Annotated in this window: 14 protein-coding genes; 3 read left to right on the top strand and 11 right to left on the bottom strand. The window is 44.2% G+C overall.

The genetic code is table 11. From position 1 onward, the window contains the following. Position 1: 1 nt before the first annotated feature. A complete protein-coding gene (gene speE / locus LKD46_RS02370; protein ID WP_118513292.1) occupies positions 2 to 856 on the bottom strand; it encodes a polyamine aminopropyltransferase in 855 nt (284 codons plus the stop codon). 5 nt (positions 857 to 861) lie between these two features. Beyond that, positions 862 to 2328: an aminotransferase class I/II-fold pyridoxal phosphate-dependent enzyme gene (locus LKD46_RS02365; RefSeq protein ID WP_118624593.1), complete on the bottom strand. Its 1467-nt coding sequence runs from the start codon at positions 2326 to 2328 to the stop codon at positions 862 to 864. A gap of 572 nt (positions 2329 to 2900) precedes the next feature. Here LKD46_RS02365 and LKD46_RS02360 point away from each other — a divergent pair. Then, the gene (locus LKD46_RS02360) at positions 2901 to 4286 is read left to right on the top strand and encodes an MATE family efflux transporter (protein ID WP_227573753.1); all 1386 of its coding nucleotides are present in this window, start codon (positions 2901 to 2903) and stop codon (positions 4284 to 4286) included. 90 nt (positions 4287 to 4376) lie between these two features. On the opposite strand, the gene LKD46_RS02355 is transcribed toward LKD46_RS02360, so the two are convergent. The 3 genes from LKD46_RS02355 to LKD46_RS02345 form a co-directional block, all read right to left on the bottom strand. Next, positions 4377 to 5843, bottom strand: coding sequence for a sensor domain-containing diguanylate cyclase (locus tag LKD46_RS02355; RefSeq protein ID WP_227573752.1), 1467 nt, complete (start codon positions 5841 to 5843; stop codon positions 4377 to 4379). 193 nt (positions 5844 to 6036) lie between these two features. Next, on the bottom strand, positions 6037 to 7773 hold the full coding sequence (locus tag LKD46_RS02350) for an adenine deaminase C-terminal domain-containing protein (RefSeq protein ID WP_227573751.1): 1737 nt from the start codon (positions 7771 to 7773) through the stop codon (positions 6037 to 6039). Positions 7774 to 7788: 15 nt separating this feature from the next. After that, entirely contained in the window at positions 7789 to 9081 is a 1293-nt protein-coding gene (locus tag LKD46_RS02345) for an NCS2 family permease (protein WP_227573750.1), read from the bottom strand. A 137-nt stretch (positions 9082 to 9218) separates the two neighbouring features. Here LKD46_RS02345 and LKD46_RS02340 point away from each other — a divergent pair, with 137 nt between their 5' ends. After that, positions 9219 to 10127: a LysR family transcriptional regulator gene (locus tag LKD46_RS02340; RefSeq protein ID WP_227573749.1), complete on the top strand. Its 909-nt coding sequence runs from the start codon at positions 9219 to 9221 to the stop codon at positions 10125 to 10127. Between the two features lie 265 nt (positions 10128 to 10392). Here LKD46_RS02340 and LKD46_RS02335 read toward each other — a convergent pair whose 3' ends face one another. From LKD46_RS02335 to LKD46_RS02325, 3 genes are all read right to left on the bottom strand, one after another. Continuing rightward, complete coding sequence (locus LKD46_RS02335) at positions 10393 to 10896, bottom strand: gamma carbonic anhydrase family protein (RefSeq protein WP_227573748.1); 504 nt, start codon at positions 10894 to 10896, stop codon at positions 10393 to 10395. An 87-nt stretch (positions 10897 to 10983) separates the two neighbouring features. Beyond that, positions 10984 to 12015 (bottom strand): LacI family DNA-binding transcriptional regulator, encoded by a 1032-nt coding sequence (locus tag LKD46_RS02330; protein ID WP_227573747.1) that lies wholly within the window; start codon positions 12013 to 12015, stop codon positions 10984 to 10986. Positions 12016 to 12240: 225 nt separating this feature from the next. Then, positions 12241 to 13731 carry an AAA family ATPase gene (locus LKD46_RS02325; protein WP_227573746.1) on the bottom strand — a complete coding sequence of 497 codons (1491 nt, stop codon included), beginning with the start codon at positions 13729 to 13731 and terminating at the stop codon, positions 12241 to 12243. Positions 13732 to 14008: 277 nt separating this feature from the next. Here LKD46_RS02325 and LKD46_RS02320 point away from each other — a divergent pair, with 277 nt between their 5' ends. After that, positions 14009 to 15382: an MATE family efflux transporter gene (locus tag LKD46_RS02320; RefSeq protein ID WP_227573745.1), complete on the top strand. Its 1374-nt coding sequence runs from the start codon at positions 14009 to 14011 to the stop codon at positions 15380 to 15382. Positions 15383 to 15501: 119 nt separating this feature from the next. Here LKD46_RS02320 and lpdD read toward each other — a convergent pair whose 3' ends face one another. The 3 genes from lpdD to LKD46_RS02305 are packed head-to-tail and all read right to left on the bottom strand — an operon-like array spanning position 15502 to position 17899. Beyond that, positions 15502 to 15882, bottom strand: a complete 381-nt coding sequence (gene lpdD / locus LKD46_RS02315; RefSeq protein WP_227573744.1) for a prenylated flavin chaperone LpdD — start codon at positions 15880 to 15882, stop codon at positions 15502 to 15504. Beyond that, complete coding sequence (locus LKD46_RS02310; protein WP_227573743.1) at positions 15867 to 16436, bottom strand: UbiX family flavin prenyltransferase; 570 nt, start codon at positions 16434 to 16436, stop codon at positions 15867 to 15869. The genes lpdD and LKD46_RS02310 overlap by 16 nt, the downstream gene beginning before the upstream one ends. Beyond that, positions 16433 to 17899 (bottom strand): UbiD family decarboxylase, encoded by a 1467-nt coding sequence (locus LKD46_RS02305; RefSeq protein ID WP_227573742.1) that lies wholly within the window; start codon positions 17897 to 17899, stop codon positions 16433 to 16435. The genes LKD46_RS02310 and LKD46_RS02305 overlap by 4 nt, the downstream gene beginning before the upstream one ends. Positions 17900 to 17921: the final 22 nt, after the last annotated feature.

The raw sequence follows: 17921 nt of genomic DNA, 5'->3' as shown, positions 1-17921 counted from the left end.
ATCAGTCCTCCACCTCCTGAAGCATTTCCTCAAGAAAAGCCGGAAGATAAAATGCACCTTTGTGAAGCCTTGTAGTATAGTAACGGGTGCGAAGATTCAGTGAATTCCATGCCTTCGGATCCAGGTCATCCACCGGATGATATTTCTTACTTGCAAAGCCAAACAGCCAGTAACCGGCAGCAAAGGTAGGAATGTGAGCCTGGTAAACACGGCTGATCTGGAAAGTACTGGCAATTCTTTTGTGACTGCGCTGCATGGCATGCGCATCTTCGGAATAAAAAGGACTTCCCTGCTGATTAACCATAATTCCATCCGCCTTCAGCGCATTATAGCAGTTTCCGTAAAATTCACGGGTAAATAATCCCTCCGATGGGCCAAAGGGATCCGAGGAATCTACAATAATAAGATCATATTTATTTTCGCAGCGGCGTATATATTTCAACGCATTTTCATAATGAAGATGCACTCTCCTGTCATCCAGCCTGCAGGCATTTCCCGGAAGATATGCGCGACAGGCTTCTACTACCATAGGATCCATCTCCACCAGATCAATATGGCTGACACGATCATACCTGGTCAGTTCACGTACAACTCCTCCGTCTCCTGCTCCGATCACAAGAATATCCTTAGCTTCTTTGTGAACAGCCATAGGTACATGAGTGATCATTTCGTCATAAATAAATTCGTCACGCTCTGTGAGCATTACATTACCGTCCAGTGTGAGCACCCTGCCAAATTCCGGTGTCTCAAAAATATCAATTCTCTGATAGTCACTCTGCTTTGAGTAAAGCTGACGGTTTACCCGGATACTATGCTTCACATCCGGTGTATGAAATTCCGAAAACCACATTTCCATTTTCTTTACCTCCCTGCCAGCACGTTCAAACGCAATATATCCGGATCTTCAGGGCCTGTCATATTGCATCCTTTTGCCTTGGCATATTCAATATAATCCAGGATTTCCGGAGTGATTCGTTCCCCCGGAGCCAAAATCGGGATTCCCGGAGGATAACACATTACAAACTCGCTGCATACTTTGCCTTCGGTTTCTCTGAGAGGAAGGCTGCATTTTTCTGCATAAAAAGCTTCCTGAGGACTTGTCACTACCTGAGGATCGATATATTCCTGATCCAGCAATCCTGATTTATCCTTCTGGAATCGCCTGCGGATCTCCGCAAGAGCACTTACCAGCCGCTCTATTTCCTGGGCACGATCTCCGATTGACAGATAAGCCAGAATATTTCCAATATCACCAAATTCGATCTGAATATCATATTCATCTCTCAATATATCGTAAACCTCGATTCCTGCAAGTCCGATGTCCAGGGTATGTACACTTAATTTCGTAATGTCAAAATCAAAAACCGAATCTCCATTCACCAGTTCTTTTCCAAATGCGTAATAGCCGCCAATAGCATTGATCTCTTCCCTTGCATACTCTGCCATATCTGCTACCTGGTGAAAAATCTGGCGTCCTCGCTGTGCAAGATTCCGGCGCGAAATATCAAGACTTGACATCAGAAGATAGCTGCCTGAAGTAGTCTGAGTCAGATTGATGATCTGACGGACATAACCGGCATGAACACCCTGTCCTGTAAGAAGAAGGCTGGACTGGGTCAGGCTTCCGCCGCTTTTATGCATGGATACAGATGCCATATCTGCACCGGCTGCCATTGCCGAAACCGGCAGACCTCCGCCAAAATAAAAATGGGTTCCATGTGCCTCATCTGCCAGACACAGCATTCCTGCTTCATGAGCCATACGTACAATTGCGCGAAGATCACTGCAGATTCCATAATAGGTGGGATTATTCACCAGCACAGCCACCGCATTTGGGTGCTCCTTAATTGCCTTTGCCACCTGTTCACGTCGCATTCCAAGAGAAATTCCAAGTCTCTGATCCACCTCCGGATTCACATAGACCGGGATTGCTCCGCACAGAACCAGCGCATTCAGCACACTTCTGTGGACATTTCGGGGAAGAATGATCTCATCTCCCCTCTTACAGGCAGTTAGCACCATAGTCTGCACTGAGCTTGTAGTTCCTCCAACCATAAGAAATGCATGAGCTGCTCCAAAGGCATCTGCTGCCAGCTCTTCCGCCTCCCGGATCACAGATACGGGATGACAGAGATTATCAAGCGGCTTCATGCTGTTTACATCCACACCTACACATTTTTGTCCCAGAAATTCAGTAAGCTCCGGATTTCCTCTTCCTCTTTTATGTCCCGGCACATCGAAAGGTACTACTCTCATACGCAGGAATTTTTCCAGAGCTTCATGAATTGGAGCATGATTCTGGTCCAGTTTAAAACGACTTCTGTTCATTGCTTCTCCATTTCCAGTTCCTTTATCCGCACAAAAAAAAGCAGGCCGATACAAAACCGTAAACCTGCTTAGATCATTCTTCCAAATTTTATTTTCATCGCATATAAATATGAGAATCCTCATATTTACATGAAATCAAAATCCGGATGATATATGTCAGAGTCTATATAGCAATCATACTTTTACTACTCTTATTGACCGTTTCACAAGTCTGCGCAACAGGCGCATGACGGTTATCAAAGGAACCAACTTATAAAATTTGAGCTTCTAACTCAATCAATAAGGCAACCAAAGTTACCATCAGCGGCAGTGGACCCGGCTGTCCGTATGGCCTTGACTCCAAAATGGAGTGGTCCAAAATAATTGCTTTGAAAAGACTCTTTCTTGTCCTTCAAAATCTTCATAAGCATAGCATATCTGAAAATTCATGTCAACTATCAAAATCGTTTAAATATTTTTAGTATGAACCATTTATAATAATGTCAGAAGGATATTCTTCTCTTGAATCCCTCATATTTTCATGTTAACATATATAATTAGGCCAAAAATACAATTTACAAAATGGAGGAAATATGAATCAAAAAAGTACATCTGCTCCCATAGCAGAAAACAAAATGGGGACCATGCCCATAGGAAGGCTTGTACTAAACATGTCTCTGCCAATGATGATCTCCATGCTGGTGCAGGCATTGTACAACATTGTGGACAGTGTTTTCGTTGCCATGCTTTCCGAAAATGCTCTGACGGCAGTTTCCATGGCTTTTCCACTGCAGACACTTCTGATCGCAGTAGGTGCAGGTACCGGTGTGGGTATGAACGCACTGCTTTCCAAATCCCTTGGAGAAAAGAACTTTGAAAAAGCTGATCGGACAGCCAGCAATTCTGCTTTCCTGTATGGCTTAAGCTATCTGGTTTTCCTGATCCTTGGATTTACAGTAGTAAAACCATTTTATGCCAGCCAGGTACATAACGCAGACCCTGAGATTCTTAAATTTGGGATTGAATATCTGAGCACAGTTATGATATTCTCCTTTGGTCTGCTTGGACAGTTTTTCTTTGAGCGTCTGCTCACATCCACAGGAAAAACCATATTCAGCATGACTTCTCAGCTGTGCGGTGCCATCACCAACATCATCCTTGACCCTATCCTGATCTTTGGTCTGTTCGGTGCTCCGAAAATGGGTGTTACCGGAGCTGCTGTAGCTACTGTGATCGGACAGTGTGTAGCCTGCATCGTTGCAGGAACCTGCAACCATAAATTTAATCATGAAGTCCGGCTCAGCTTCGGGGGCTTCCGTCCTGACCTTAAGATCATCGGCCATATTTATGCAGTAGGTATTCCATCAATCATCATGCAGTCTATCAGTTCTATCATGACCTACTGCATGAATCTGATCCTGGTACAGTTCACAGTCACTGCAACTGCAGTATTTGGTGTTTACTTCAAATTGCAGAGTTTTTTCTTCATGCCTGTATTTGGACTTAACAACGGAATTACACCGATCATTGCCTATAATTATGGTGCACGCCACAGAAAGCGTATGCTTAAAACTGTCAAAGTCAGCATGTCCATTGCATTCTGTTTTACATTCATTGGTTTCCTTGCCTTTGAATTTATTCCGAAAACACTGCTGGGGCTGTTCAGTGCTTCCGAAGATATGCTTACCATCGGAATCCCTGCACTTCGTATCATAGGAATCCACTATCTGATCGCATGGTTCTGTATCATTGCGGGAACTGTATTCCAGGCACTCGGAAAAGCTGTATTCAGTATGATCGTATCTATCATGCGTCAGCTGTTTGTCCTGATACCTGCTGCTTATATCCTTGCTTCCATCGGTGGACTTCACGCAGTATGGTGGTCTTTCCCCATTGCGGAGATCATTTCTCTGATCGTGTCCGTAACTTTCCTGGTTGTCATAAACAGAACGATCATCCAAAAAATTCCGGAAGCATAAGGATATCAAAGCTTCCCATTCCAATTTATACAAAAAAATGACAGAAGATTTCCTTTTTTCTCTTCAGGATATCTTCTGTCTTTTTTATTGTTATTTATAGATCCGGTAGCCATTCCTTCCGGAGCGTTTTACCTGATAAAGAGCAAGATCTGCTTTTTGATACAGTTCCATAAAGGTATCTCCATCCTGTGGTGCAAAAGCAATTCCTGCACTAAAAGTGAATGTATGCTCTCTCATTCCTTCCATTCGGATCTCCCTGAGATTTTCATGAAGATTTTTTATTCTGCTCTCCATATTTTCCTTGGAACCGATATTACAGAGCAGGATCACAAACTCATCCCCGCCGATACGTCCGATCACATCCTGTTCCCGGAACTGCTCTTTAAGAAAACCTCCCAGCATCCTTAAGACATTATCTCCCATGACATGTCCGTAAACATCATTCACTTCTTTAAAATGATCCATATCCAGGATCAGAAAGCCATGAAAGCCTTCCGGAGCTTTTTCTCTCAGAATAGCATCGATCATCTTCTGCGTATTCTCTCTGTTATAAACGCCTGTAAGCGCATCATGCTGGACAGAACGTACCAATTCCGCTTTCTCCTGATTATTTCTTACAACAATGTACAGAAGCAGGATCAATACCAGAATACAGAAGCTTCCCATAAATATAATTTCATAACCGGAAATAAATTCATACGCCTGCTGTGCATTTTTTACAGGAATTGCATAACAGATCATCCAGTCATTGTACCCAAGAGGCATATATGCCAGATATCGGTCCTCTTCTTTTCTCTCTTTGAGGCTAAGCTTCACCAGACCTCTTTCGCCAACTTTAAAATCTTCCTGAATGTCCTGAAGAGCATGCTTCCCTTTAAGATTTTTTTCTCCGTAATATTTAAAAAGATTGATTCCATATGTGATCTCCGTACCGGACGCCGAACCACTGTCAAAAGCAATGATCTCTCCATCACTTGTAGCCAGAAAACTGTTTCCCGCTCCGTCAAAAAGATCATTAAAGAGCATATGACTCAGCGCTGTAACATTACAGGATCCGCCCAGCACACCGATCACTTTATGATCTTTGTATATCGGCACGCCTAAAACCACCCTCACTTCATGGTCCACACTGCTTTCCAGGGGATCACTGATGGTCTGCTCTCCGCTGATGGCCTCCTGAAAATATCTGCGATGAGAAACATTCTTGGTTACTCCATTGTCGTAGTATGCATCTCCATTCTTATCAATAAGAGCAGCCCTCTCCAGGTCTGTTTTTTCATAAATGGATACCAGTCGTTCTTTATTTTCTTCTGAAAAAAGTTCTTCTGATTTTCCCATTGCAGAGGCAATCTCATTCAGATATTGATAATTAATATCCAGTATCGTCTGCAAGTGTTCACTTTGTCTCTGCACATTTATCTTCAATGTATTCTGAGAATTCACCTGTACAGCCCTCTGCACACACTCGAAAAAAATAAGAATCCCTGCTATGACCGCCAAAATAAAAATACCGGTTGCCATAACATAATTTTTTAATTCAAAGTGATTCTTTTTCATATGTTTTCTCCTAATTTGACCTTTTATATCATGTATTTTTATTTTACCATGATTTTTGTTTTTTCTCCATAACAAAAAATCTGCAGATTCCAATCATAAGATTGAAATCTGCAGATTTTTTTACAACGATATCTGATTATTATGCTGCCTTCCGCGACTCACGTCCGCTTATATTGCTGCAATAAGAACAATGTTATTTATTTTTCTTTGTGCTTACGATCAGCGGAACAATTTCTCCTTTTTTTACATCCACCAGTCCCTTATCAGTCAGCTTCAGTGCCGGGCTTACCGGTAATCCAAGTGTTCCCACTGACATGATCGGATTATTATGCACATATCCCAGATCTGTAAGGCTTTTTCTCACCGACTTCAATGCAAGGCCATTCTCCCTGATCGATTTTTCGGATAAAAGCCCGCATACCGGAAGTGCAAGCTCAGAAAGGATCCTTCCATCTTTTACTGTCAGAAATCCCCCCTGCAGTTCCCGGATCCTGTTTACAGCAAATAACATATCATCCGGAGAGCTTCCGGCCACAAAGAGATTATGATGATCATGAAAATATGTTGTTGCCACAGTTCCCTTTTTCAAGCAGGAGCCTGTAAGAAATCCATAGCCGATATTTCCGTTCTTCCCATGACGTTCCACCACCATAGCCAGAAGACATCCGCTGTTTTCCCAGCAGATCTTTCCGTCTTTCACCGGCATTTCCACCAGTTTTTCAGTAGTATGGGTACGATCCGGATTGACCTCCATCACACGAACCGTTGCATATCCTTCCTGAAAAGGAGCATTCACCTGAAAATCCTTCAGAAAAATCTCCGGAAGCTGTACACTCCGGTAAAAATCTGCCGGAAATTCATATTTGGAAGCAGACAGCGGCAACTGCGGTTCATCCTTTACATAAATCGGAACACCATTTTTGAATACAGCTTCCGGTTTAAGAACGGACGGATCTTTGAGCAGCATAAAGTCCGCAAGTTTTCCTGGTGCGATAGCTCCTCTGTCATAAAAATGCATCCGCTGACATGGTGTATATGTGGCACAGTAAATCGCCTGTTCCATCGGAAATCCCATATCGATAGCTTTCTGTACCACTGCATTCAGCGGTCCCTGCTCATACAAAACATCCGCCATGGTATCATCTGTTACAAAGGAACAATACTCGTAGAGCTGGTTCTGACAGATATATTCCAGGATTTCCGGTTTCAACATTTTATCCTGGATTTCAAAAAACATTCCGTTTTCAATCCGCTGCTTTACTTCCTCCAGAGTATGTTCCGTGTGATCACCATTGATACCCAGATAAAGAAATTTTGCAAGATCCAGGTCCAGCAATGACGGACAGTGTCCCTCGATCACATATCCCGGATGTTCTTTTTTCAGATATTCCAGAAACCGGCTGATCTCCAGATCATTTTCCCGGATGATCTGCCGGTAATTCATGATTTCGCCTACACATACCACATCTTTTTCTTCCAGCAGATGCTTCATTGCATTGTAGTCAATGCTTCCACCTGTTGTTTCCAGCTTTTCACTGGTTGACGGAACGCTGCTTGGAATCCCGTAAAAAATATCAATAGGTGCATTCTTTGCCGCAGAGATCATTTCCAGAATCCCTCGGATTCCTTTGACATTGGCCATTTCGTGAGGCTCTGAAACCACCGTTGTCACACCATTTTCTCCTGCACATTTTCCAAAAGAAACCGGTGTGGTCATAGAACTTTCAATATGCATATGAATATCTGTCAGTCCTGGAATCATGTATGATCCCTTTGCATCGATCACATTGTCAGTCTGAAAATCCGTATCCTGTTTTCTGTCTATGTAATAAAATTTTCCATCTTTCACCGCAACATTGGCAGATATGAATTTCTTAAGATAGGAATTAAATACCTTTGCGTTTTTGATCAGCAGATGAATCTGCTCCATACCATTTCACCATCCTTAGATAATTGAATAAAAATACAACAGACAGACTGCTACCAATACATACATGACCGGTTCAACCTTTTTGATCTTTCCTGCTGCGATCTTCATAACGAGGTAAGCCGGAAGCGCCACGCAGATACCATTTGCGATATTATTTGCAAAAATCGTAAAGGTTACACATAAAAATGCCGGAATATACTCTGTAATATCTGAATAATCAATATTTCTCATAGCACCAAGCATATTGATGCCGATATAGATCAGCACCGGACCGGTTGCCGCAGATGGGATCACAAGAGCCAGTGGTGCCAGAAACAGCGAAAGTCCGAAGAAAATACTTGTAAAAATAACTGTAAGTCCCGTTTTTCCTCCTGCTTCTACGCCTGCAGATGACTCCAGATAAGTAGTAAGACTCGGCATTCCAAACAATGCTCCAAAGCTTGTTGCAATTGCATCTACCTTAAAGCATTTATCAATACCCGGAAGATTTCCATCCTTATCCAGATAGCCTGCCTTTGCTCCCACTCCCAGAACTGTTCCGAATGTAGAAAAGAAATCCGGCACAAACAGAGCGATCAGAAATGGAATATAAGCAAAATTCAACGCTCCCAGAAAATCAACTTTCAGGAACTGATGGCCGATACCTGCCGGAAATGCAAAAATGGATTCCGGAGCATGTGTAACACCGAAAGGAATTCCTGCCAGAGTGGTCAGCAGGATCGCGAGGATCATACCGCCCGGAATATTTCGTACCTTGATCACCAGAAGGATCAGAAATCCGATCACTGCTACGATCACAGATGGAGATGCAAGATCTCCAAAGGAAAGACAGTTTTTTGCATCATTTGCCACGATCAGTCCACAGTTTTTTGCACCAAGAAGTGCGATAAACAGACCAATACCTGCACTAACCGCATGTTTCAGGCTTACCGGAATCACACGTACCACTGCTTCTCTCAGACCAAAGAATGAAATTATGATAAAAAGAACACCACTCCAGAATATCACACCTGCTGCGATCGGCATACTTACGCCTTCATTAGTGATCATAGACGCGATGATTCCCACACTTCCGAGTCCCGGTGCCAAAGCAAACGGACGATTGGTGACCAACGCCATTGCACAGCTAGTCAAAATGATCAGAAGGATCATAGCTGTCAGAGTCGTATGTTTGTCATAACCGGCACCTGCCAGAATATTTGGAATCGTGGCCAGCACATATGCCATAGTTACAAAGGTTGTCAGTCCTGCCAGAAGTTCTGTTTTTATATTTGTATTGAACTCAGACAGTCTGAACTGTTTTTCCAACCAGTTTTTCCAACCAGTTTTTCATTTGTTTTCCCCCTTGATATGATGATAGGAAGTATTGTAAAATACACATATCAGGAAGTCAAATTCATATTATACATAAAAATTATGCCAAAATGGAATAGTTGGAGGAAAACATGAACTATCATGAACTGAAGTACATTCTCTGCATTGCTAAATATCAGAATCTTACAAAAGCCGCACAGGAGCTTTATATTTCCCAGCCAACCCTGACCAAGCATCTCCAGAAGCTGGAACGGGAAATGGGGACCAAGCTATTCAACCGCAGCGGAAACAGCTATACACCTACCTTTGCAGGCCGCAAATATATGGAGTATGCCCGAAAGATCCTTCAGATACGACAGGACTGGGAAAAAGAGCTGAAAGATCTTACAGAAAATAATGAAGGAGAACTGAACGTTGCTTTCCCACTGATGAGGAGTACCTGTATGGTTCCTCAGATCATGACCTCTTTTTTTCAAAAATATCCTAAAGTAAAGGTCAATATCTTGGAAGAGGCATATTCCATCCAGGAAAAACTTCTTCTCAATGATCAGCTTGATTTTGGCATTTTCAATGAAGTACATAAACACCCCAAGCTGGAATACGAACTGCTGAAAAAGGAAGAGATCCTTCTGATCATGCATCCGGAGCACCCATTGGCTGCTGCCGGCAGTGTATCCACTCACAGCATATACCCGAAGCTTGATCTCTCACTTCTGGCAGAAGAGCCTTTTATCCTGCATTTTCCGGAACAGACTACCGGACAGCTTTCGCTGGAAGCATTGAAAGCTGCCCATATCAAGCCTTATGTGCCAATTCAGAGCCGCAACACAGAAACCTGCGTCAAGCTCTGCATGCAAGGACTTGGTATGTGTTTCACCCCGGAAACTTATGTCCAAAATATGGACCTCCCTGTAAAACCAGCCTGTTTTTCCATTGGTGAAGATGGCGTTTTCAGTACACTGACAATTGCGTACCGAAGAGGTACCTATCTTCCACAGTACGCCCGGGATTTTATATGTACTGCGAGGAATGTCCTGTAGGGTTTTGATCTACATATGTTGAAGCAAAAAATCTTCTGTTCAGAAGGCATTTTTTTGTTGTATTATTCTGAATATTTCTGTATAATTAATGTAATAATCAAAACTTAAGAGCGTAACGTACAAGGGCGTACAGCACATGTTTCCTATGTCGGTACTGCCATTGCTCTTGGTGATCCCGGTACAGTCCTTGGATAGGCATATTATGGCGAGCGATGCGTGGAGTATTTTTCCGGTAAAAAGGGACTCATCCCTTATCGTGTGCTGTTTATAATACATCCTGCGCTTTCATCTCTTCGGACACAGCAATATATTCTTTGCTGTTTTCCACGATACCAAGCTTCTCTTCCCAGGTAAGGTTTCGTTTGATCCTGGCCGGACTTCCCATTACCAGAGAGCCATCCGGGATCACCGTATTCTTAGTCACAAGGCTTCCGGCTCCTATGATACAGTCATTTCCGATTCTTGCACCATCCAGGATCACGGATCCCATTCCAATCAGTGTCCGGTCTCCGATGGTACATCCATGTAGCACCGCATTATGCCCTACAGTAACATTGTTTCCGATATGAACCGGCATGTTGTGGCTCACATGAATAGTACAGTTTTCCTGGATATTGGTTTCTTCTCCGATTACTATCGGAGCATCATCTCCGCGGATCACCGCATAATATAATACACAGCTGTCACGGCCGATCGTTACATTTCCAAGGATCACAGACTGCTTTGCGATCCTGGCACCTTCTGCGATCTTTACATTTTTATAATCCATTTTGCCTCCTGAATCTGCTTTCCCTGTACAGGATTCTGCCATATGATATTTCTGATCATGGGTTCTATACGCAACAGCAATTCCTTTTTACCCCATATTATATTTTGTCCGGATCACAATATCTGTATACTGATATTCCTTTTCCGGTGCCTTGCTGTCAAAGAGAAGCTGGAACAAAATAGTCACCGGGGAATGTCCCTGTACAGCTGCATCCTGACCGATAAGGAAATTGATCGTCCCCTCTTTCAGCCATTTCAGATTTTCTTCCAGGAAATCATTGGCGATCACATGCATGGTTTTATCCTTTCCAAGCTTCTGCAAGGTCTGGCAGACACCCTTTACACCATGACCTGTAATATAGATACCGGTCAACTCCGGATAAAGTTCCAGAAGCTCTTCCACGATCTTGGATGCCACCCATTCGTCATCATAGGAATACCTTATATCCACGATCTCGGTTCCCGGAAAGCTTTCTTTGATTTCTGTTGAAAATCCCTTCTGCCTGCTGATCAGGCCAGGATTGGCAACCTGTCCGGAAATTATGGCAACCTGCCCGGTTCCGCCTGTCATCTCTCCCATCAGGCCTGCTGCCGTACGACCGGCCTGAAAGGTATTCTGTCCCACAAAGCATAACCTCTTTGTGTCTTCCAGATCTGCATTAAAGGTAACTATCGGAATTCCATACTCTTCCTGATACTGATCGATCCTCGCTCTCAAAAGCTGATCCTCTGATGGAGTCAGCGCAATTCCATTAAAGCCCTTTTCCCGGAGTTCTTCCATTGCAGCCATTACTTTTTCCGGTTCCACGCCTTCGATCTCATAGATCTTTACTGTTCCGCCAAAACTCTCCACTTCTTCTTTTGCTTCCAGGACCCCCTTTAAAACCTGCTGCATAAAGGGAGTCTCCATATACTGAAGGATCACACCGATACGAATCTTCCTCTTTGCCATGGCAAGGGCACGACCGGCACGGCTGGGCTGATATCCCATCTCCCGGGCGATCCTTTTGATCCTTTCCTCTACTTCCGGACGGATACGGCCTCTGTTATTCAGTGCTCTGTCCACAGTGCCTCTCGAAACTCCTGCTGCTTCCGCAATCTGTTGTAATGTTACTGCCATATTTTACCCTCCAAAACCTCTCCTGTGTACTTTGTGTTCACGAGCACGCTCTTTTATCTCATTATACACATTTACACTTTCTCAGGCAATCCCTGATTTCGTTATTTTTATAATTTCCCTTTACGATCAGACATGCCCGGCATAAACAGGTGCATTACCTCAGCCAAAAATGCTTCCGAAAAAATCTCCGGAAGCATTTTTATCATTGCAAAACGGATCCCTTTGTCAGTCCAGAAGCTCCTGTACCATCTCGGGGGTAAAGGTTACAGCCTTCACATGATCTACCTCGATCTGATACAGGGCATTGGCTGCAATATGCTCCGCAGCCTGCTCCAGATCACGGATTCCTGTGGTATCTTCAAATTTCTTAATTACTGCGTCCAGCGCCTCATCCGTTACGATACATTCTTCCTGTTTCAGGCTCATACGTTTCAAAACCTTGGGAAGCGCAAATCTGGAAAAGATGATCTTCTTTTCCTCCGGTGTATAATCCGGAATATCGATCACTGCAAAACGTGACATCAGAGGTGCGCTGATCTGTGCCTTATCATTGGCTGTGGCAATAGGATAGACACCAACTGTCGGAACCATACATTCCATATAGTTATCTGTAAAACCAAGGTTATCCAGCAGTGTCAGAAGCACGTCTGCCGGATTTCCGTTTCCTTTACCTGATGCAGCCTTGTCAAGCTCATTGATGATAAATACCAGATTGGATTCTCCTGCCATGGAAAAAGCCTCCATGATGATTCCCGGCTTGGCATTTGCATAGACACGAGAGCTTCCGGTAAGCTGTTCCGGATCATTGATAGAACTCATATCCAGGGTTGTCCACGGCATTTTCAGGATTCTTGCAACTGCATAAGCGATCTGAGATTTACCGGTACCTGCCGGTCCTACAAGAAGCAGTCCGTAAGCAGGAAGTGTATGGGTACGGTTGATCTGAATGATCGTCTCAATGATCCTCTGTTTTACACGTTCCATTCCGTAAAGCTCCTCATCCAGGATACGGCGTGCTTCCTTCGGATCAATAGACTCAAAATAATTATGCTTCCACTGAATATTCATCATGATGGAAAGTGCTCTCTGGGCATGGCGTCTTTCCTCCTGAGAAACCTCATGAGAACGGGCAACTGCCAGATTTCTTCTTGCCCAGAGACGGATATTATCAGGCATAGTCTTTCCGGCACAGTTCATAAAGTCGGTGATACTCTGAATACTGGTAAGCTTCATATCGTCACCGTCTTCTTCCTCCTCATCGTTCTCATTTTCTTCTGCCGGCGCACTGCTTGCAAACAGACGCTCGATCATAAACTGAAGAAATCCGTCCTCAGCAGAAAGCTTGGTGCCTCCGCCAAAAGCGATCTCTCGGATTTTGTAAACGGCATATCCTTCTTCTGTATTCTGTCCGGAAAGACGGATGTTGATATGATTTTCTCCGAGCCATTTGATCAGGCTTGTAAAACGTGAATCGATCTTCAGGATGTCTGCCGGGAAAACACCGTCCTCTTCCTTAAACTCAAATGCAGTCTGCTTCGCAGGATTGGAAAAATATCCACAGGAATGATGTTTCCACTCTCTTTTGCTGTTATCCAGGATCAGCACCGGTTTCTCCGGCGTGGCTTTTGTTTCATTGGAACGAAACGTTATATATGTGCACTGGCGTTTTGTCTCTTTTTTATCTGCCGGTGCTGCGCTGAAATCAAAAACTGGCATATTTTTTACTCCTCTTTCTCTGAAAAATATCTCCATTCAGTTTATCATGGATTGGAAATCTCAACAACCGCTGATACAATTTTTTACACATTTTTGTATTCGTCATTTTTCCGTAAGTTGTTTAAACAATTTTGCAGTTTGCCGATTGACACTGCCTGTAAACTATGTTATCGTGCAATCATGTCTGCTTTCATTTTTTACAAAAGCTGACACAGTTACCATATATGTGATTTACCGTTTTTCACATCATTGTAATTGTATTTTTTTGGAGGAGGAAATGAGGAATCAACTTTCACAGCGGGATGATTTTTATCCACAGATTGTTAAGCTTGTCATCCCCATCATCATTCAGAACCTGCTAAGTGCAGCGGTCAATTCTGCCGACGTTATCATGCTGAACTTTGTAGGTCAGTCGTCCATCTCCGCAGTATCCCTGGCAGCAAATTATTCCAATATCCTGTTTATGGTATATTACGGTCTTGGTACGGGAGCAACCCTGCTTTGTGCCCAGTATTATGGAAAGGGAGATTACAAAGCCATTCAGATCATCGAGGGAATCGCTCTTCGTTTTTCCATGATCATCTCTGTTCTCGTGGCGCTCGTTGCATTTACCATGCCACAGATGATGATGAAACTATTCACCAATGATCCGGAGCTTCTGGCCATCGGTTCTTCCTATATCCGCATTATGGGTATCACCTATATCTGCTGGGGTATGACAGAGGTTTATCTGGCTGTTCTTCGAAGTATTGGCCGGGTAACTACCAGCATGGCGATGAATATGCTGGCATTTGGACTGAATATCCTTTTGAATGCGACTTTTATCTTCGGATTGTTCGGAGCACCCAAGCTTGGTGCTACCGGTGTGGCTATCGCTACTGCACTTTCCAGAATGATCGAGCTGTTCGCCTGTTTTATTGTTTCTGCTTTCAGCAAAAATGTCCGACTGGATCTTCGATGTATGTTCATAAAAAACAAACTTCTGTTCAGTGATTTCGTGCGGCTTTCCCTGCCGGCTCTTGGTAATGATATTTCCTGGAGTATTGGTTTTTCCATGTACTCTGTGATCCTGGGGCACCTTGGTACGGATGCGGTTGCTGCCAATTCTCTGGTTGTAGTAGTCCGTAATATCGGCTCTGTTTTCTGTTTCGGTATTGCCAGTGCAGGAGGTATTCTTCTTGGCAATGTTATGGGGCAGGGCGATCTGGAACGTTCCAGGCGTTATGCTTCCAAAACACTGAAGCTTACTGTTATTGCAGTTTTTTTTGGCGGACTTATCGTTCTTGCCATCACACCGTTCGTAATGAGATTTGCGTCCCTGACACCCACTGCCATGCATTATCTGAAATATATGCTTCTGATCAACAGCTACTATATTATGGGGTCTGCCGTAAATACAACCCTGATCGCCGGTGTGTTCCGGGCAGGTGGTGATACAAAGTTTGGTCTGATCTGTGACACTATTGATATGTGGGTATATGCAGTACCCCTTGGATTTTTCGCTGCTTTTGTACTGAAGCTGCCGGTTATGTGGGTGTATTTTCTGCTCTGTACGGATGAATTTGTGAAGTGGCCATGGGTGATCAAAAGGTATCTTAGTGGGAAATGGGCTAAAAATATTACCCGTGAGAACATATTTGAAAATAAATAGAATATGATTGCCTTTTAGACGGCTGGAACCTGTGTTATTTTTCAAAAATTCGCTGTTTGAGCGAAGAAAGTCTCCAGACTTTTGAAAAGTAGCTTTAGCAGATTCCAGCCGTTCCTCAACTACATCTGCAGTCCTTCTATCACCTTCTCTGTCAGACACACAACACTTTCCTGTACCTCCCGGATCTCCTTCTCTGAAATACCCTCCTTATGAAATCCCCCGGTGCAAACCACTCTCTTTCCCAGCTCTTTCGAAACCTTCTCCGCCATCCACCGGCAGATCACCTCGTCCTTATGTCCCGGAAAATTCAAAACTGAAGAAGTCGCACTCACAGAACCATCTCCTGTCAGAGACACTCTCGGTTCCGTCTGCACCACACATCCCAGATGAGGCCTTTCTCCTCCTTTCAAGCAGATAAGCACATCCTCTCCGACAAATGCAGCACTGACCTCCAGCTCACAGTCTGCAGTCTCCACACACTCCATTACAATCCATTCCATCTGCGATACTCCTTTGCTTCAATTCCAAACGGTTCCAAAAGCTTTGCAGCCATATGATATACCATATCATCAATATTTTCCGGTTTATGATAAAACGTCAGCATCGGTGGAATGATACGCACTCCCGGAAGCATAGAAAGCTCATAAAGATTTCGGAGATGAATCCCACTTAACGGTGTTTCTCTGGCTGCCAGCACCAGTGTTCTCTGTTCCTTGATCGTCACATCTGCCGCACGCAGAATAAGATTATCCGCATAGCCACTGTGGATCCCCGCGATCGTCTTCATGCTGCAGGGCACGATCAGCATCCCCTCTGTTTTGAAAGAACCACTGGCCGGTTTTGCCCCTATCTCTCCCGGTGCACATACATGATCTGCCAACCGTTTCACATCCTCCGGTTCCAGCTCCGTCTCCTGGCGAAGAGTCAGCTCTGCACTGGAACTCATGATCAGATACGACTCAAAATTCGAATTCTCCCGGATGATCTCCAGACATTTTACAAGGAGCGGCAGGCCGCTTGCACCTGTCGCACCAACTATAATTCTCTTTTTCATTTTTTCAGCCATTTCTCCGGATCCAGTTCCATAAAACGGGCTTTGTGAAAATCTTCCTTCAGATCATAAGGCACCGTACAGTCAAAAATAGTCTTGCATGCAATCCCATGATCACGGATACTTGAAGAAAATGCAGGATCATTGGACGGATCAAGAGGATGACAACGGACACCCGGAATAGTGATCACATCCACATCTCCCTGGAATCTTGTATTCATCGCCCAAAGTACGTCATTCATATCAAAGCAGTCCACATCTTCATCTACCAGAAATACATTTTTCAACTCACTGAAGGCGGAAAATGCAAGAAGTGCAGCCTGACGCTGTCTTCCCTCATCACTTTGAGAAAGCTTTTTAAACTGAAGGACAGCCATATACTTTCCACCGCCGGCACTGCTGCAGTATACGTTCTGAAGTCTTCCAGGCATTGCTTTTTCCACCATACCATAGATGCTGGCTTCTGTAGGGATTCCCGCCATTGATACGTGCTCCTCACTTGGCCCGATACAGGTCTGCATGATCGGATTTTCACGATGTGTCACTGCTGTAACCTTGATCAGCCAGCACTGATCACTTGCAGGCCCTGTATATCCCGGAAACTCCGGCATGGCGTATCCGGTATTGCTGTTCTGATCTTCCTTTACACGCACACCTGGGATTACTTCTCCCTCGATCACGTATTCCGCATTGGCGATGGCACGCTCGTTAACGGTTAAACATTTACAGAGTTCCACCGGCTCTTTGCGCAGTGCACCGGCTACAGACAGCTCATCATACCCCAGTGGTGTTGTAGGCGGCTCAAAACAGGAACCGATCTCAATAGCAGGATCAACTCCGATACTGATAGAAATCGGCAGCCTTTGTCCCAGCTCCTCAGCACGCTCTGCCATTGCTCCGATATGTCTGGCACCAGGTGTAAAGAAAATGGAAAGCTCATCTTTTCCCTGAATGCATAGACGGTGAATAGTCACATCGTGAACTCCTGTATCCGGGTGTGTGGCGTAGCACATGCCAAGTGTGATATACGGACCCGCATCATCTGGCGTGTTCGTTGGCGCAGGAACCAATTTATAGAGGTCAAAATCCGGATCTGCAGCCTTATGCACCACCTGCTGACACGGTGCATCTCCTTCAATATCTACCGGTGGAATTGGATTCTCCACGCTTTTGCAGAGCATCTTTCCAAGATTTTCCGGCTGAGTGTCAAGTAAAGCAGCAACTCTTTTTCTGCTTGCCAGAAGACCGATAGCGACCCTTGCATCCGGATGTCCTTTTATACGATTAAAGATCATGGCAGGTCCTTCCTTTGTAGGACGCTTCACCGTTCCACCGGCTCCTACATAACGATATACCCCTGCAAGCTCTGCCATCGGATCAACTTCCACCTCTGTTTCGATCAGCTGGTTCGGCATCTGCTCCAGAAGTGCCAGGGCACTTCTCAGATCTCTTACTTTTTCTGCCATAAAAACCTCCTGCGTTATCTTT

The sequence above is a fragment of the Blautia fusiformis genome, assembly GCF_020686995.1.
GTDB classification, from domain to species: Bacteria; Bacillota; Clostridia; order Lachnospirales; family Lachnospiraceae; genus Blautia_A; species Blautia_A fusiformis.
This window is presented reverse-complemented; position numbering and strand designations above follow the sequence as displayed.

Bases quoted from the DNA above. Each gene is read 5' to 3' on its own strand.
- lpdD (WP_227573744.1), bottom strand. From the start codon at position 15,882: ATGGAATGGATTGTAATGGAGTGTGTGGAGACTGCAGACTGTGAGCTG.
- LKD46_RS02310 (WP_227573743.1), bottom strand. From the start codon at position 16,436: ATGAAAAAGAGAATTATAGTTGGTGCGACAGGTGCAAGCGGCCTGCCG.
- speE (WP_118513292.1), bottom strand. From the start codon at position 856: ATGGAAATGTGGTTTTCGGAATTTCATACACCGGATGTGAAGCATAGT.
- LKD46_RS02325 (WP_227573746.1), bottom strand. From the start codon at position 13,731: ATGCCAGTTTTTGATTTCAGCGCAGCACCGGCAGATAAAAAAGAGACA.
- LKD46_RS02365 (WP_118624593.1), bottom strand. From the start codon at position 2,328: ATGAACAGAAGTCGTTTTAAACTGGACCAGAATCATGCTCCAATTCAT.
- LKD46_RS02360 (WP_227573753.1), top strand. From the start codon at position 2,901: ATGAATCAAAAAAGTACATCTGCTCCCATAGCAGAAAACAAAATGGGG.
- LKD46_RS02305 (WP_227573742.1), bottom strand. From the start codon at position 17,899: ATGGCAGAAAAAGTAAGAGATCTGAGAAGTGCCCTGGCACTTCTGGAG.
- LKD46_RS02335 (WP_227573748.1), bottom strand. From the start codon at position 10,896: ATGGATTATAAAAATGTAAAGATCGCAGAAGGTGCCAGGATCGCAAAG.
- LKD46_RS02330 (WP_227573747.1), bottom strand. From the start codon at position 12,015: ATGGCAGTAACATTACAACAGATTGCGGAAGCAGCAGGAGTTTCGAGA.
- LKD46_RS02340 (WP_227573749.1), top strand. From the start codon at position 9,219: ATGAACTATCATGAACTGAAGTACATTCTCTGCATTGCTAAATATCAG.
- LKD46_RS02355 (WP_227573752.1), bottom strand. From the start codon at position 5,843: ATGAAAAAGAATCACTTTGAATTAAAAAATTATGTTATGGCAACCGGT.
- LKD46_RS02320 (WP_227573745.1), top strand. From the start codon at position 14,009: ATGAGGAATCAACTTTCACAGCGGGATGATTTTTATCCACAGATTGTT.
- LKD46_RS02350 (WP_227573751.1), bottom strand. From the start codon at position 7,773: ATGGAGCAGATTCATCTGCTGATCAAAAACGCAAAGGTATTTAATTCC.